Genomic DNA, 14,998 nt, shown 5'->3' with positions numbered 1-14,998 from the left:
CTTATAAATAAATTATTTTGAAACATTAAAATATTTTTATTTTTAAATAAGTCCCTTTTCCTTTAAGAAGGAAGTTTCTACAAAATGTCCAGGCTTATACTCGGTTAATTCAGGAGTTTCAGGTATAATTCCTATTTCAGAGGCATCTCCCATTGGACTTCTCAAATATGATTCTTCCATATCAATTTTTGTTGTCTTCTTGAAATCAGGATCTGCTATTGGTACGGCAGAAATAAGTGATTTTGTGTAGCTATGAACAGGGTTGCTGTAAACAACTTCTGGAGTTCCCAGTTCTACTACTTTTCCACGATACATAACTGCTACTCTGTCTGAAATATATTTTACCATTGACAAATCATGTGCGATAAACAGCAAAGTCAAATTTCTTTCCTTTTGCAAATCCTTTAACAAATTTACAACTTGTGCCTGAATTGAAACATCCAGAGCCGAAATTGGCTCATCACATACTAACACTTCTGGATCAACAGCTAACGCTCTTGCAATCCCAATTCTCTGTCTTTGCCCTCCAGAAAATTCGTGCGGAAAACGGCTTGCATGCTCCCTATTTAGTCCAACAATTTCCAAAAGGCTGTAAACTCTTTCCATTCTTTCCTGTTTTGAATTTGCTAGTTTGTGAATATCAATTCCTTCAGCAATGATATCTCCAACAGTCATTCTCGGATTAAGCGAGGCTTGTGGATCTTGAAATATCATCTGCACTTTTTTTGTAAATTCTTTTCTTCCATAAGATTCTACTGGTTTTCCGTTAAATAAAATATCTCCATTTGTCTTTGTATAAAGTCTACTGACAGTTCTTCCAAGTGTAGTTTTTCCAGAACCTGATTCTCCTACAAGACTTAGAATTTCACCTTTGTAAATGTCCATTGTAACATTTTCCACAGCCTTTAAGACTTGTCTTTTTTTCATTGGAAAATATTTTTTTAAGTTTTTCATTTCTATTAGTTTTTCTTTTTTATTTTCGTTAACTGACATTATTTCCCCTCCATTCCTTCATTTTTTAATTCATCAGATTCCTCTGATTCAAAAGGAGATTTTATTTTTGGAGCACCGTCAACATAAAGCCACGATTTTACAAAATGTCCATTTCCTAAATCAATCATTGGAGGTTTTCTTTCATAGTCAATTTTCATTGCATATTCAGAACGTGGTGCAAATGGATCTCCTACAGGTGGTTTTAATAAATCTGGAGGAGTTCCCGGAATAGAAGCTAATTTTTCTCCAATTTTCATATCCAGTCTTGGTAAAGATTTCAAAAGTCCCCAAGTGTAAGGATGTTTTGGATTTTTGAAAAGTTCCCTAACAGGAGCTTCTTCCAATTTTTCTCCAGCATACATAACAATTACTCTGTCGGCAGTTTCAGCGACCACTCCCAAATCATGTGTTATAAGTATTACAGCAATATTTAATTCTTTTTTCAGTTCATTTATCAAATCTAGTATTTGTGCTTGAATTGTAACGTCCAAAGCCGTTGTTGGTTCATCACAAATCAATAAGTCTGGTTCACACGAAAGAGCAATGGCTATAACTGCTCTTTGTCGCATTCCCCCTGAAAATTCATGTGGATATTGATGAAATCTTTCTTCAGGTTTAGGAATACCAACTTTTCTAAGCATTTCAATGGCTTGCTGTTTTGCCTCTTCCTTTGTTACATTTTTATGAATCAAAATTCCTTCCATAATTTGTTTTCCAACTTTAATCGTTGGATTAAGTGATGTCATAGGATCTTGAAATATCATCCCGATTTTTCCACCACGAAGTTCTCTCATTCTTTCAATGGAAGCCTTTACTAAATCTTCGCCTTCAAAAAGTATTTCCCCATTTTTTATTTCTCCTGGAGGCATTGGTATTAATCTCATAATTGTCTGTACGGTAACTGATTTTCCCGAACCAGACTCTCCAACGATTGCAAGTGTTTCTCCTCGATCTACAGAAAAGCTAATACCTCTAAGAGCTTGAACTTCTCCAGCATAAGTATTAAAAGAAACACTCAAGTCTTTTACTTCTAATAATTTTTTTCCCATTCTCTAATCCTCTCTGTATTAATATGGATTGTTTTTACATAATTTTTATAACTAAATACTTTTTCTTTATCAACTCTATTTATTTTTAATTCATTTAACTTTTTTATTTAATTATTAAAGCAAAATTTCGTTAAAGAAAAAATAACTGTTTGAGATTTTGAAACATATTTTGAATTATATATGATTATTCGTATTAAAATAACTTATATTCAAAATCGAGTTTTATTTTTTCTTTATAAGAAAGTTTTGCGTAAAGCGGGGATGCAAGGGTATGGCGTTTGATACCCTTGCTTAAGTAAACTAAAATAAATGAAATTAAGAAAAATAATATTAAATTATAGAATAGTAAATTTTATAAAATTTTTAAATTTTTAATCTCTTAGTTTTGGATTCAATGCATCATTTAAAGCATCTCCAACTATATTAAATGCCAATGTAATTAATGAAATTACAACTGATGGAATAATGAATAAATATGGATATGAAGTCATATTTACGAAACCATCAAATACCAGGTTTCCAAGTGAAGCCTGTGGAATTGGTACTCCAAGTCCAATGAAACTTAAAAATGCTTCTGTAAAGATAATGTTTGGTATATCTGTTGTAAGTCTTATTATTATTACACTTAATGTATTTGGAATTAAGTGTTTTAGAGTTATCCATAAAAAGTTTCCACCAAGTGATTTTGAAGCTAATACAAATTCATTTTCCTTTATTTTTAGGACTTCTCCACGGACTAACAGTGAATAATTTAACCATCTTGTAAGAGACATTGCGATAATTATTGTTTTTACACTATTTCCCATTACAACCATTAATAAAATTATATAAATCATTGATGGAATAATTAGTAAGATTTCTACAATTCTAGTCATTATTGTATCGATAATTCCGCCAAAATATGCTGATACAGCTCCATAAATTGTTCCGAAAACAACACAGATTGCAGCTGTGATCAACGATAATTCCATTGAAATTCTTATCCCTTGTGAAAGTCTTGCAAACAAGTCACGTCCAAGGTTATCAGTTCCCAAATAATGTCCTTTTCCAAGCCCTTTTGTTGGACTTAAAAATTTAGCTGATAAGTCTTGAGCTCGATAAGAATATTTTGTCAAACTTTGTCCAAATATTGCTAAAAATAAGAAAACAAGAGTTATTCCCAAAAATGACAAAGCCAATTTATTTTTCTTGAATCTTCTCCATCCATCCTGCCAGAATGTTAAACTTGGTTTGTAAATTACTTCACTTTGAGTAGTGTTTGCACCCACGATTTCAAAATCTTCAGGTGTGGGGATATAATTATTTTCAGTTATAATTTTTTTTGTATTTTCTGCCACTATATCTCATCTCCTTTTCCAAGTTTAATTTTAGGATCAACTAAAACATACACAATATCAACAAGTATCATCATTATGATAAGGAATATCGCGTAAAACACTGTAACTCCAAGTACCATCGTATAATCTCTGTCGTTGATACTGTCTACGAAATATTTTCCCAATCCTGGAATTGAAAACATTTTTTCAATTACAAATGAACCAGTCAAAACTGCCGCAATTGTTGGACCCATTATTGTAATAATTGGTAAAATTGCATTTCTTAAAGCATGCCTAAATACAATATTTTTTGGTTTAACTCCTTTTGCAACAGCCAGTCTTATATAATCCTGTCCCATTACTTCGATCATTTTATTTCTTAATAAACGTGCAATCAATGCCACTGTATAAAGTCCCAGTGCAACAACTGGCAATATTTTTTTCTCAGGTCTATCCCATCCAGACAACAAAATTCTTATAAGTGGTAAATTATACTGATCTATTAAAATCCCATTATGTACATCAACAAAATATTTCTGCATTAACCCAGCCAATACAAAACTTGGTACAGATATTCCAATTATAGCTACAATCATCGCTAACCTATCCTGATATTTTCCTCTTTTCAGAGCAGCAACAATTCCAAGTGGAATTCCTAAAGCCAATGCAAAGATAATAGATCTGGCTCCCAAATCTGCTGATGTCAAGAAACTTTTCTTAATAACATCGTTAACAGTTCTTCCACGAACTTTCATGGATGCTCCCAAATCTCCTTTTGCTATGTTTTTTAGATATTCAACATATTGTTCTCCCAATGGACGGTCCAAATGATATTTTGCCATTAGATTTTCCTTTACTTTAGGTGGAATCGCTTTTTCACTTTGAAACGGATCACCAGGTAACATATGTATTAGAAAAAATGTAATAGTAATAACTAGCCACAACGTTACAAGCCCCATTGCGATTCTTTTAATTAAAAACTTTAAAATATTTTTCATACTCGCTTCCTTTCGCAAAAATTTTATATACCTATATTATATCTTATACCTAGTCATATTTGCAAGCAATTTTGTTTATAATGTGATTTTTTTTACTATTAATTTTTTTTATGCTTAAATAATGGTTCTCTAAATATAATATATTTAACAATTTTCACAAAAAAATAGTCCAAATAAAAATTTAGACTATTTCAAAATAACATTGTAGTAACAACATCTAATTTAAAAATTATAGTTATCCTATTAAAATTTTAAAATGGTTTAATGTTAAAAAAATTAAACAAAAAATTGTTTTTATTATTTTAAACTCAATTTTTATATGTATTGCAACGATTTAACCATCCTGCTAGCCATTTTCTTTCATTTTTTGAAGGGTCAGAATTTTTTACCCGTCTTTCAAGCACAAATTTTGCAGAGTTGCTAAATTCTTCAAGTGCTGCTTTTCCACTGCCAGTACCTTTCATATTTTCCAAAACTTGAAGAAGTCCCCAGCCATCTCCCTTATAAGTTTCAGTTCGAGAAGTCCCTTCGCCTTTGAAATTCACATAATCAATCAACGGATATAACCCATTTGGGGATTGTGCAACACGGTAAAATTGTTTTTTTACATTTTCTGGATTATTAGCTACTTCCAGCATTTTTTCTAAAGAATTTTCAAGCCGCTCAAAAATAAATGAAACTTGAATAGCCCTTGTATTGTAAAGAAAATTTGTTAATTCAACAATATCAGTATTTCCAAGTCTTCTAAGTTTAAAAAGTTCTTCTTGGCTTTCCCAGGGTGAATAGCTATTTTCTTCAATAATCTTAGGTAATCTTATATCATGTTTTCTATAATAATCTACAAGTTGCGGAAAGCTCTCTGCAAACCTTCCTCTTTGCCCTTGTTTATACCAAATAAAATGTCCAATCCCAAGTGATGGAAAATCTTCTCCAGTATTCCAGTAAACAAGATCTTCTTTTTTTCCTCCAGCTTCATTTTTAAAAATTTTCTCAGCCACAATATCAAGTTCAGCTTTTGAAATTGTAAGTCCCGCTTTTTTATTTGTATCCACAACCTCAGGTTTTTGGGTAGTTTTTGTCATATTTTTTTTAGAAAGCCCAAATGAAGAAATCGAAATTGCTATAACAAACGCTAAAATTAATAATTTAGATTTATTTCTTTTCATAAATATACTCCTTTTTTATTAAAAATACTAAAGTAATTTTACTACATTATAGTAATTTTTTAATAGATTTTCACTTTTTTTTATCTTAGATAATAAAAGAAAAAATCTAATTTTGAAGTTATCTCAATACGTGATATAATAATAACATATATTCCAAACATTGGGAGGGAAAATGGCTAAAATAATGGAAGAGGAAATTACAAGTTATGAAACAAAGACTATTCACAAAGAAATTGTGGAAAAAGTAGAAAAATTAATGCCTAAAGAGGAAGTTATATATGATTTGGCGGATTTTTTTAAGATATTAGGAGATACGACTAGAATGAGGATATTAAGTGCCTTGTTTCATGAGGAAATGTGCGTTTATGATATTGCAAATCTCTTGAAAATGACACAGTCTGCTATTTCACATCAACTTCGGGTATTAAAACAGGGGAGGTTTGTAAAACATAGGAAAGAAGGTAAAGTTGTTTATTACTCGCTTGAAGACGAACATATAAAGCATATTGTGGAGCAAGGAATGACACATATTTTAGAAAAAAGATGATACTTTATTTATTTTTATAATTTTATATACAAATAATATAAAATATGTTATAATTACAAAAAATAAAGGAGGTAATAAAATGGCAGAGATTAAAGATAAAGTAACATTTAAAGGAAATCCAATAACTCTTGTTGGAAATGAGGTAAAAGCAGGAGATACAGCACCTGACTTTACAGTTTTATCACCAGAGCTAAAGGAAGTAAAATTAAGCGACTATAAAGGAAAAGTTGTTGTAATAGCTGTGTTTCCATCAGTTGATACTGGAGTATGTGCGTTACAGTTAGCAAGATTTAATCAGGAAGCTGCAAGTTTCGGAGATGATGTCCAATTATTAACTATTTCAGCAGATTTACCATTTGCACTTGGAAGATATTGTGCGGATAAGGGGATTGCAAATGCTTTAACAGCTTCAGATCACAGAGAATTAGACTTTGGAACAAAATATGGTTTTGTAATAAAAGAATTGAGACTATTATCAAGAGGAACTGTTATTGTTGATAAAGACGGCGTTATAAGATATGTGGAATATGTATCAGAAGTTGGAGAACATCCAGATTATGAAAAAGCATTGGAAGTAATAAAAGAATTAACTAAATAGATTTTTAAACTAGAATAAATTAAAAAATCTAAATAATAAATTTTATTTAAGGAATTATGACTAATTAGATTAGAAATAATTCCTTTTTATTTTTAAGTATTATACTTTAATTATTTGGTAACAAAAGGCTTTTCTCATTTATTAAAAAGTTCAGAATAATTTAGCTATTTAGTGACTAAACCGTGTGTAAAATAGATTTTATAAATTAATTTTAATTCCAGAATTTATCTTTCCTCCTTTTCTTCCGTGTACAACTACTAAATCTGTTTTTTTATATTTATTAACTTCTATCGTCAAAATATTCATGTTATTCTTGTAGATATATCTAAAAACATCATTTAGCCTATTATTTGGCACAATTACAAAAAATTCTCCATAATTTTTTAAAAGCCTTTTTATTTCTTGAAAAAGTTCTTCCAACGTAAGTAAAATTTCATATTTACTAATTTTTTCTGATTTATCTTCTGGCATTTTTCCAGAATTAGTCTTTTTATATGGGGGATTTGAGAAAATAAAATCATATTCTTGTTGAATATTTTTTATATTTTTATTAACTGGTATAATTTTTTCGTTTAAACTATTTATTTCTATATTTTTTTCCAATATTTTAAATATTTCTTCTTGAATTTCCACTGCAAATATTTTTGAAACAATATCCATTTCACAAAGTAATAAAGAAATTATTCCTTGTCCTGTTCCGACTTCCAGAAATATTTGTTTCTCTTTTATATTTTTATGGTTTGTATCAAAGTATTTTTTTATAAATTCTGAAAGCAAAATAGCATCCTGTGTTATTTTTAAACCTTTTTCTTTTACAATCATTTTTTTATTGACACTATCCAAATATTCAATATAATTCATTTTAACTCCTAATTTTAATTAAAAATTTTAAAAATAAAAACTGTCCCAAACATTTTAGTATTGAAACAGTTTTCAAAAGTTTATATTTTACATAATTTCTAATTGTTTATCTGCATATTCATGTGCAAGTTCCAATCTTACACGCTCTTTTGAATTTTCAAATGTAGCTTGTGTAAATGGTATTTCAGATGTTTTAGTTATCAAGTAATACCCTGTTGCATCATTTCTATCAAGAATTCCGTTTATTTGTAGTGCAAATATTTGATTCATTAATTCGTCATTTTTACCAATTCCAGGAATTGCATCCGACTTAACCATTTTTTTGAATCTTTCCTTAATGCTGAATTTGTATTTATCTTGTTTTTCTACATTTTCAAAAGTAGTTTTTTTACTTTCAATTTCGGCTTTTAAAGCTTGAACTTTTTTAATAATTTCTTGTTTTGATGCTTCAGAAATAGTTGGTGTTATCAAAATATGACTAACTTTTGCAACATTTTCATTTTTAGCATCCTTACTTTGAATGTAAATAATGTGGTAACCAAATTGAGTTTTGATAGGACCTACAATATCTCCAGCCTTACTTTTTTTAACTGCATTTGCAAATTCTGGAACAAGTTGTGATAAATCAGCTGTTTCTCCTAGACTTCCACCATTATTCGCTGAACCAGGATCTTTTGAAAATTCTTTAGCTTTAGCTGCGAAATTATCTTTAGTTGTTGTCTTCATAATATCTTCAGCTTGTTTTTTGGCTGCTTGAAAATCATTTTCTCCAGCCTGATATTCTTCTCCAATTACATAACCTCCAATGCTGTTTGGAATACTATAACTATCTTTTTTAGCATTAAATTTAGCTTGTAATGCTGCATCATCAGGTTTATAAGTATCGATTAAATGATTATAATATTTTTGTGAATAATCTCTTAACTGATCTACTCCTACTAAATCTGGATCAGCTTTTATTCCTGCAGCTTTAGCTTTGTTAGCAATTTTTACAAATTTATCTAAGTTTACTTTTAATGTAGCTTTCAAGTCATTTACAAGTTTATCAGAATAACCTTGTTGTGTTTGTGAAACTGTATTTATAATTTGTTCATTTAATGATTCATTTGTATATTTGTATTCTCCATTTTGTGCTACAGTAGTTGTCATATTAGCGTACATTTTTTCAAAATCTTTGTTTTTAAATACAATTTTAGCTTTTTCTTTAGCTTTTGCAAGATACGAATTTAAAATCATAATATCTTTATCTTGCGTCATATTTTCTTTAATTTGTTCTTTCACATCTTCAAAATCTTGATTTAAAAATGCTTGAGTATATTTATTTCTTTCATATGCTTTTTTTATTTCTTCATCCGTAATTTTATCGTTTGCAAATAATTTTTCTCTCATTTTTTCAATTGTTTTTTGATCTTTTATCATTTTTTTAAATGAAGTAACATTATATCCAACAGATCTTAAATATTGAGCAAACTCTTGTTTTCCTAGTTTTGATTGTTTTTGATAACTATTAAAGTCTTGTTCAACAGTTGCTCCACTTATTTTTATTCCTAAATTTTTTGCTGATGAAAGCAAAATTTCCTTATGAATCATGAGTTGTAAAACATATTCGTTGATAATATTATCAGGAACATTTTTTAGATTTTCAGTGGGTATTCCTGCTTGTGATAATTGCTGCATTTTTTGTTGATTTAAGTCACTTAATTGATTTTTTAACCCCAAACTTTCTCTTTCAAAATCATCACGATAAATTTTTGTTCCATTGACTGTTGCAATTACTTCTCTATTACCACCTGCTTCACCAAAAACATTATTTTTTAAAAATAATATTCCAGTAACAAGCATAGATATAGCAAATATTCCTATCATAATTGCAGAACCAATCTGAATTGCCTTTTTGTGCTGTCTAAGTCCCATTATTTATCTTCCTTTCTCTTTTCTTTAATCATTTAAACATTATAGCATATAAAATACTATTTTTCTATTATTTTTTGAATAAAAATTAGGTAATTCAAAAATAAAAGCTGTCGTAATATTAACAAATTTTCCATTAATATCAAAACAGCTCAAAAATTACTTATTTTTTTAATTTTATAAATCTAACTGTCACTTTACTAATATTTTTTTATTTATTATCTTGTATTTGTTTCCCCGTCTATTTGAATTACAACACTTTGAATATTAGGGAAATTCTTTAATATAGTATTTGTTACAGCCAAAGAAAATCCATTAAACAGTTCAGGCTCTCTTTTTAGATTTGCAAACTGTGCATTTAGTTTAACAACTGTAGTGTTTACGTTATCAATTCTAAGATTGTATGCACTTCTAAATTTCATATCTTCTGAGATATAATCTGAATTTCGGATAATTCCGTTTATAAAATCTCCTTCTATTAGATTCATTTGTCTAGGAACTACGATTTCTCGCTCATTTACTGTTTTTGTAGAGGGATTATATACGAATATGGAAATTTTATTCTGAGCTTCTTCTTCTTGCGTCGTTTCCTGCACCAAGTTCTTATCCACCTCTACATGAATCTTACTTCTATGCTTTCTATCATAACGATTTACAAGAACAACTGCGACTGTTCCAAAAAAAAGTAATGTTACAAAAAGATTCTTTCGAAAGTTACTTTTTTTCTTTTTAGTTTTTTCCTGATTTAAATTTTCTTGTTTTTGCATAAATTTCTCCTAATTTGGATAATATACTTTAATCTCCTACATTTTAACTAATTAAATTAAATAGCATTTGAGATTAAGTAAATAGTCAAAACTTTTTAGTTTAATTTTAAAGTGTTTTATAAATTATTTGAAAAATTTTCTTATTGCATTACCAATAGTACTTGCTGCACTTTCTTGACCTTCTGGTGTCAAGTAGTGGGATAAGTCAGAATAGTTATTCATAAATCCTAATTCTACAAGTATTGATGGCGAGTTACTTCCACGAAGTACTGCAAAGTTTGCTCCAAAAACTCCTCTTCTTCTAAGACCTGTTAAATTTATAAGTCCATCCAATACAGATTCTGCTATAGCTTGACTTGTTTTTTGATTTTTTCTATAAAAAATATCATTTAAGATAAAGTCTGAAAATGGCACATCTCCATAGCTTCCATCAACTCGATTTTCAAATTTTGCCACTTGTGCAGCATAACTTCCTTGATCTTTTTTGCTAAAATAGAATACTTCTGTTCCGTTCGCTGATGAGCTTGAACTTGAGTTCAAATGGATACTTATAAAAAAGTCTGCATTTGCATCATTTCCAATTTTTGCTCTTGTATCTAATGGTACAAAAAAGTCTGAATTTCTTGTCATAATAACATTGTAATCCTGTCTCAAATTATTAGCTAGTTTTGTTGCCACCTGTAACGCTATATCTTTTTCATTGTAACCATTTCCTCTTGCTCCCGAATCATGTCCACCATGTCCTGCATCGACAACAATTGTATATTTTTTATTTCCAGTAGAAGTATTTGGCTGTGTTTGAGTTTGTGCTGTTTGTGTATTAGTAGTTGATTGTTTTTGTGTTGTTGTGTATCTTGATGTTTGAGAAGAGTTATTTCTTGACGCTGTTTGTCCGCCACCTAATGTTACCTGAAACTCTCCAGTTCTACTTACAACTTGGTAGGTTACAGATGGTTTTAAGTACACATAAACAACAACCATTCCGTTACTTTGAGTTGTATAAACTTTACTTATATACTGGTCATTTTGATTAATAAATGCCTGAACACTGCTTTCCATTTCACTGTTTGGAAAACTTAACATTAAAATATCTTCATTTCCTAGTTTTGTAACTGATGCATTTGGCTTGATTTGATTATTTTCTCTAAATGTTCCGATGACTTTTCCATTACTGTATGATATATTTTTCAAAGTATCAGAAAATGTAATAGCACTTACGAAAAATAATAAAAATAATAATACTTTTTTCATTTTGTCCTCCTAATTTTTTAATTAAAATTAATATCTAACCATACATTTTATTTTTTTTCTAATCTATCGATTGCAGATTTCATAACTTCCATTCTCGCACTTTTATCTATTTTCATTTCCACCGATTGATCATAGATATTTGTAATGCTTCCTTTGATACCTCCAACCGTTATTATTTTATCTCCAACCTTCAAATTTTCCAGCAATGCTGCTTTTTGTTGCTTTTTTTTCTTATTTGAAAAATATGTTGGCAAAATTAACACTGCCATAAACGCTACATAAATTAATATTACACCTATTGAATTTTTGTCCATTTCTATTTTGTATAATGAAATTTATAATTTTTAAAATTACAAATTTAACTTTATACTTTCCTCCTTCTTTAATTTTAAAATCATTTTTAATTATAACATAATTTAAGCTATGTTTCAATTTTTTAAAAAATTATTTTATAGTTTTTTTAAAGTTATAGTAAAACCTTTATAAAATTTAATCCAAAAAAATGACTATCTCAAAAAATTAATTTCAAGACAGCCATTTCGTGATTAAAATGAAAAAATTATTTTTAGTCAACTAAATTAATTTAGTCAATTAAGTTAGTTATCATTGTTATTATTTTTCTGAAATTGCAGCTACTCCTGGTAATACTTTTCCTTCTAAGTATTCCATTGAAGCTCCTCCACCTGTTGAAATATGAGAGAATTTATCAGCAAATCCTAATTGAATTGCAGCAGCTGCAGAGTCTCCTCCACCGATGATTGTTTTAGCATCTTTTAATTCAGCGATAGCTTTACATACACCGATTGTTCCGTTAGCGTAATTAGACATTTCGAATACACCCATTGGTCCATTCCATACTACTGTTTTTGCACCTTCTAACGCTTTTTTAAATAATGCAACAGATTCTGCACCTATATCTAATCCCATTACATCGTCTGAAATTTCATCTACTGAAACTGTTTTGAATTCTACATCATTACTAAATTCTTTTGCTACAACAGCATCTACAGGTAAGATTAATTCTACCCCTTTGTCTTTTGCTTTGGCAATTAATGAAGCTGCTAATTCAACTTTATCTTCTTCTAATAAAGATTTTCCAGTGTTTTTACCTTGAGCTTTTAAGAATGTAAACATCATTCCACCACCGATGATTACTTTATCAGCTTTATCTAATAAGTTTTCGATTACACCAATTTTATCAGAAACTTTTGCCCCTCCTAAAATTGCTACTAATGGTCTTTCAGGATTATCAACAGCTCCACCAATGAAGTTAATTTCTTTTTCAATTAAGAATCCAACAGCTGATTCAGCAATATTTGAAGCAACTCCTACATTTGAAGCATGTGCTCTATGAGCAGTTCCAAATGCATCATTTACAAATACATCTCCAAGTGATGCCCAGTATTTTCCTAATTCAGGATCATTTTTAGATTCTTTTTTACCATCTAAATCTTCAAATCTAGTGTTTTCAAACATTAAAATTTCTCCAGCTTTTAACTCAGCAACTGCATTTTCTAATTCTGCTCCTCTTGTTACTGGTACAAATTTAACAGGTTTTCCTAATTTTTCAGCCAATGCTTTAGCAACTGGTTCCAAAGTTTTAGAAGCTTTGTCTTCTTCAGCTTTAACTTTTCCTAAGTGAGAAAATGCTATAATTGATCCACCATTTTCTAAAATATAGTTTAAAGTAGGCAATGCAGCTGTAATTCTGTTATCATCTCCAATAACTCCATCTTTTATTGGTACATTGAAATCAACTCTTACTAACACTTTTTTACCTTTTACATCTAAATCTTTTAATGTTTTTTTAGCCATTCTGTTATATCCTCCTAAATTTATTAATTAAAATCAATTCTATCTACTTGAATTATACCACTCTTTACACTGATTTTCAAGTAGTTTAACACACAAACTTAAAATCTCGTCAAGCTCCTTTAAAACAAGACAATCAAAAGCTAATCAATACCATATTACAAGCAAAATACATTTTAATTTTATATATGCTAAAATTTTTTGAAAAATTATTTTTATAATTAAGTTTTACATTTAATTTTTTATAATTCTAAAATTTTCTTTATCTTATTCTTATCAATTTCTGATATTTTCTTTACTAACACAGGATTTTCAAAATGCAAATTTATTGCCTTTTCAAACCAAGTAACACCAATCCATTGTCCGAATTTATATCCGGTTTTCTCAAAAAAGGCAACCTTTTTAAACTCAAAATACTCATGTAGCTTTTCACTATTTTCGTTAGGATAAGTTACAAGCCCATAAACATTCACAATATTCTGTAATTGTAATATTTCAATTAAAATTTTATACAGTTTTTTTCCAATTCCATTTCCAGCAAACTTCCCATCGGTATAGACTGAAAGCTCAGCATCCCACTGATAAGCAGCTCTAGTCCAAATTTTATGTGCATAAGCATATCCAGAATCTCATTTCCACATTCACATACAATATACGGATATTCCTCCAAAGTTTCCCTAATTCTTTCTCTAAATTCCTCAATAGTTGGCACTTCATACTCAAAAGTAATTGTGGTATTTTCAATATACGGTTTATAAATTTTCAAAATTTTTTCTGCATCGTCTTCAGTTGCAAATCTAAAAACTAAATTCTCTTTTTTTAATTCCATCTTTTCACCTTCACATATCTGTTTTTCGTTATTATCGTAAATCTATTTAAAATTTGGTAAAATGTTACAATTAATATTGCAATTTATGATATATAAAAAACAATGGATTAGCTAGATACAACCTAACTTTCCACTCTTATTTTAAACTAGAACTGCTATAATAGAAATATTATTACTTTTTTCAATACACGCTTTAAATTTGTAAAAACTTTTTAATTAAAAACAGCTTTAGCCCTATTTTAAAGGTTAAAACTGTTCAAAAAAATATTTAGATAGGGACGTTAAAGTCCTTATATCTGTTTATTCTGTTAAATAATTCTTCACATAAAATGGCGTACCCGTGAGGAATCGAACCCCAAGCCTTCTGATCCGAAGTCAGACGCTCTATCCAGTTGAGCTACGGGTACACAAAAAAGTAAGTTATAAAAAACTTACTTTGCTAATACTTTTAAAATTTTAGGGCTTAATGTTTCTTTGTTTTTTAACAAGATTTTTTTAACTTGATCAGCATTTTTCCCTTTTAATGTTTTCATTGCTTTTGTACAAACTCTTACTCTAACTTCTTCATTGTTAATAGTTAAAAGCATTGTTTGCAAATTAGGTCTCCAAATTCTTTTTGTAGCTCTATGAGAGTGACTTACTCTATTTCCGTGGCTTACTGTTTTTCCAAAAACTTCACATCTTTGCATTTTATTCACCTCTACTAAATATTTTAGTAGTTCTCCTTTCATCTTTATTTTTTAAAACAGCTATTTACTGTTTTTTATTATAATATATTAACTTAACTATTTTATAAAAAATCGTTATTCAGTTAAAATTATTTTTACATATCGGAACTTATTTTATCATATTTTGTAAATTTTTACAAGTTATTATCAGTATTTTTTCATTTCACAAAAA

The 14,998-nt window shown here is 29.0% G+C and carries 16 protein-coding genes and 1 tRNA gene; 2 read left to right on the top strand and 15 right to left on the bottom strand.

Going from position 1 to position 14,998, the window contains the following annotated elements:
• Positions 1–42: 42 nt before the first annotated feature.
• The 5 genes from ACZ5B9_RS00200 to ACZ5B9_RS00180 all read right to left on the bottom strand — a co-directional run bounded on the left by ACZ5B9_RS00200 (position 43) and on the right by ACZ5B9_RS00180 (position 5,522).
• On the bottom strand, positions 43–993 hold the full coding sequence (locus tag ACZ5B9_RS00200) for an ABC transporter ATP-binding protein (RefSeq protein WP_314292768.1): 951 nt from the start codon (positions 991–993) through the stop codon (positions 43–45).
• Positions 993–2,042: an ABC transporter ATP-binding protein gene (locus tag ACZ5B9_RS00195; protein WP_071124141.1), complete on the bottom strand. Its 1,050-nt coding sequence runs from the start codon at positions 2,040–2,042 to the stop codon at positions 993–995. Before ACZ5B9_RS00195 ends, ACZ5B9_RS00200 begins: the two co-directional genes overlap by 1 nt.
• Positions 2,043–2,413: 371 nt before the next feature.
• The gene (locus ACZ5B9_RS00190) at positions 2,414–3,379 is read right to left on the bottom strand and encodes an ABC transporter permease (RefSeq protein ID WP_021768215.1); all 966 of its coding nucleotides are present in this window, start codon (positions 3,377–3,379) and stop codon (positions 2,414–2,416) included.
• The gene (locus ACZ5B9_RS00185; RefSeq protein ID WP_021768216.1) at positions 3,379–4,356 is read right to left on the bottom strand and encodes an ABC transporter permease; all 978 of its coding nucleotides are present in this window, start codon (positions 4,354–4,356) and stop codon (positions 3,379–3,381) included. Before ACZ5B9_RS00185 ends, ACZ5B9_RS00190 begins: the two co-directional genes overlap by 1 nt.
• Positions 4,357–4,664: 308 nt before the next feature.
• Positions 4,665–5,522, bottom strand: a complete 858-nt coding sequence (locus ACZ5B9_RS00180; protein ID WP_314016135.1) for a hypothetical protein — start codon at positions 5,520–5,522, stop codon at positions 4,665–4,667.
• Between the two features lie 172 nt (positions 5,523–5,694).
• Between ACZ5B9_RS00180 and ACZ5B9_RS00175 the strand changes: the two genes are divergently transcribed.
• Positions 5,695–6,069 (top strand): ArsR/SmtB family transcription factor, encoded by a 375-nt coding sequence (locus ACZ5B9_RS00175; protein WP_021768218.1) that lies wholly within the window; start codon positions 5,695–5,697, stop codon positions 6,067–6,069.
• A 79-nt stretch (positions 6,070–6,148) separates the two neighbouring features.
• Positions 6,149–6,667, top strand: coding sequence for a thiol peroxidase (gene tpx / locus ACZ5B9_RS00170; RefSeq protein ID WP_314016139.1), 519 nt, complete (start codon positions 6,149–6,151; stop codon positions 6,665–6,667).
• Positions 6,668–6,865: 198 nt separating this feature from the next.
• On the opposite strand, the gene ACZ5B9_RS00165 is transcribed toward tpx, so the two are convergent.
• The 10 genes from ACZ5B9_RS00165 to rpmB all read right to left on the bottom strand — a co-directional run bounded on the left by ACZ5B9_RS00165 (position 6,866) and on the right by rpmB (position 14,787).
• Positions 6,866–7,528 carry a tRNA1(Val) (adenine(37)-N6)-methyltransferase gene (locus tag ACZ5B9_RS00165; protein WP_464422874.1) on the bottom strand — a complete coding sequence of 221 codons (663 nt, stop codon included), beginning with the start codon at positions 7,526–7,528 and terminating at the stop codon, positions 6,866–6,868.
• An 87-nt stretch (positions 7,529–7,615) separates the two neighbouring features.
• Complete coding sequence (locus tag ACZ5B9_RS00160; RefSeq protein WP_464422873.1) at positions 7,616–9,442, bottom strand: peptidylprolyl isomerase; 1,827 nt, start codon at positions 9,440–9,442, stop codon at positions 7,616–7,618.
• A gap of 215 nt (positions 9,443–9,657) precedes the next feature.
• The gene (locus ACZ5B9_RS00155) at positions 9,658–10,206 is read right to left on the bottom strand and encodes a chemotaxis protein (protein WP_464422872.1); all 549 of its coding nucleotides are present in this window, start codon (positions 10,204–10,206) and stop codon (positions 9,658–9,660) included.
• Between the two features lie 123 nt (positions 10,207–10,329).
• Positions 10,330–11,457, bottom strand: coding sequence for an N-acetylmuramoyl-L-alanine amidase family protein (locus tag ACZ5B9_RS00150; protein ID WP_464422871.1), 1,128 nt, complete (start codon positions 11,455–11,457; stop codon positions 10,330–10,332).
• 47 nt (positions 11,458–11,504) lie between these two features.
• Positions 11,505–11,771 (bottom strand): preprotein translocase subunit YajC, encoded by a 267-nt coding sequence (yajC, locus tag ACZ5B9_RS00145; RefSeq protein WP_455036036.1) that lies wholly within the window; start codon positions 11,769–11,771, stop codon positions 11,505–11,507.
• A gap of 298 nt (positions 11,772–12,069) precedes the next feature.
• Positions 12,070–13,272 carry a phosphoglycerate kinase gene (locus tag ACZ5B9_RS00140; RefSeq protein WP_071124134.1) on the bottom strand — a complete coding sequence of 401 codons (1,203 nt, stop codon included), beginning with the start codon at positions 13,270–13,272 and terminating at the stop codon, positions 12,070–12,072.
• Positions 13,273–13,511: 239 nt separating this feature from the next.
• On the bottom strand, positions 13,512–13,871 hold the full coding sequence (locus ACZ5B9_RS00135; protein ID WP_464423977.1) for an N-acetyltransferase family protein: 360 nt from the start codon (positions 13,869–13,871) through the stop codon (positions 13,512–13,514).
• The gene (locus ACZ5B9_RS00130) at positions 13,769–14,098 is read right to left on the bottom strand and encodes an N-acetyltransferase family protein (protein WP_464422870.1); all 330 of its coding nucleotides are present in this window, start codon (positions 14,096–14,098) and stop codon (positions 13,769–13,771) included. The genes ACZ5B9_RS00135 and ACZ5B9_RS00130 overlap by 103 nt, the downstream gene beginning before the upstream one ends.
• 330 nt (positions 14,099–14,428) lie before the next feature.
• Positions 14,429–14,505, bottom strand: a tRNA-Arg gene (locus tag ACZ5B9_RS00125).
• A gap of 24 nt (positions 14,506–14,529) precedes the next feature.
• Positions 14,530–14,787 carry a 50S ribosomal protein L28 gene (rpmB, locus tag ACZ5B9_RS00120; protein WP_026745386.1) on the bottom strand — a complete coding sequence of 86 codons (258 nt, stop codon included), beginning with the start codon at positions 14,785–14,787 and terminating at the stop codon, positions 14,530–14,532.
• Positions 14,788–14,998 lie beyond the last annotated feature (211 nt).

This window comes from Leptotrichia sp. SK-5 (genome assembly GCF_055387215.1).
The sequence above is the reverse complement of the archived record's forward strand: the minus strand, read 5'-3'. Positions and strand labels throughout refer to the sequence as shown.

What these genes read in the sequence shown, in the direction of transcription:
- ACZ5B9_RS00140 (WP_071124134.1), bottom strand. Translation starts at nt 13,272, where the DNA reads ATGGCTAAAAAAACATTAAAAGATTTAGATGTAAAAGGTAAAAAAGTG.
- yajC (WP_455036036.1), bottom strand. Translation starts at nt 11,771, where the DNA reads ATGGACAAAAATTCAATAGGTGTAATATTAATTTATGTAGCGTTTATG.
- ACZ5B9_RS00165 (WP_464422874.1), bottom strand. Translation starts at nt 7,528, where the DNA reads ATGAATTATATTGAATATTTGGATAGTGTCAATAAAAAAATGATTGTA.
- ACZ5B9_RS00150 (WP_464422871.1), bottom strand. Translation starts at nt 11,457, where the DNA reads ATGAAAAAAGTATTATTATTTTTATTATTTTTCGTAAGTGCTATTACA.
- ACZ5B9_RS00155 (WP_464422872.1), bottom strand. Translation starts at nt 10,206, where the DNA reads ATGCAAAAACAAGAAAATTTAAATCAGGAAAAAACTAAAAAGAAAAAA.
- ACZ5B9_RS00195 (WP_071124141.1), bottom strand. Translation starts at nt 2,042, where the DNA reads ATGGGAAAAAAATTATTAGAAGTAAAAGACTTGAGTGTTTCTTTTAAT.
- rpmB (WP_026745386.1), bottom strand. Translation starts at nt 14,787, where the DNA reads ATGCAAAGATGTGAAGTTTTTGGAAAAACAGTAAGCCACGGAAATAGA.
- ACZ5B9_RS00200 (WP_314292768.1), bottom strand. Translation starts at nt 993, where the DNA reads ATGTCAGTTAACGAAAATAAAAAAGAAAAACTAATAGAAATGAAAAAC.
- ACZ5B9_RS00160 (WP_464422873.1), bottom strand. Translation starts at nt 9,442, where the DNA reads ATGGGACTTAGACAGCACAAAAAGGCAATTCAGATTGGTTCTGCAATT.
- ACZ5B9_RS00185 (WP_021768216.1), bottom strand. Translation starts at nt 4,356, where the DNA reads ATGAAAAATATTTTAAAGTTTTTAATTAAAAGAATCGCAATGGGGCTT.
- ACZ5B9_RS00180 (WP_314016135.1), bottom strand. Translation starts at nt 5,522, where the DNA reads ATGAAAAGAAATAAATCTAAATTATTAATTTTAGCGTTTGTTATAGCA.
- ACZ5B9_RS00130 (WP_464422870.1), bottom strand. Translation starts at nt 14,098, where the DNA reads ATGGAATTAAAAAAAGAGAATTTAGTTTTTAGATTTGCAACTGAAGAC.
- ACZ5B9_RS00175 (WP_021768218.1), top strand. Translation starts at nt 5,695, where the DNA reads ATGGCTAAAATAATGGAAGAGGAAATTACAAGTTATGAAACAAAGACT.
- tpx (WP_314016139.1), top strand. Translation starts at nt 6,149, where the DNA reads ATGGCAGAGATTAAAGATAAAGTAACATTTAAAGGAAATCCAATAACT.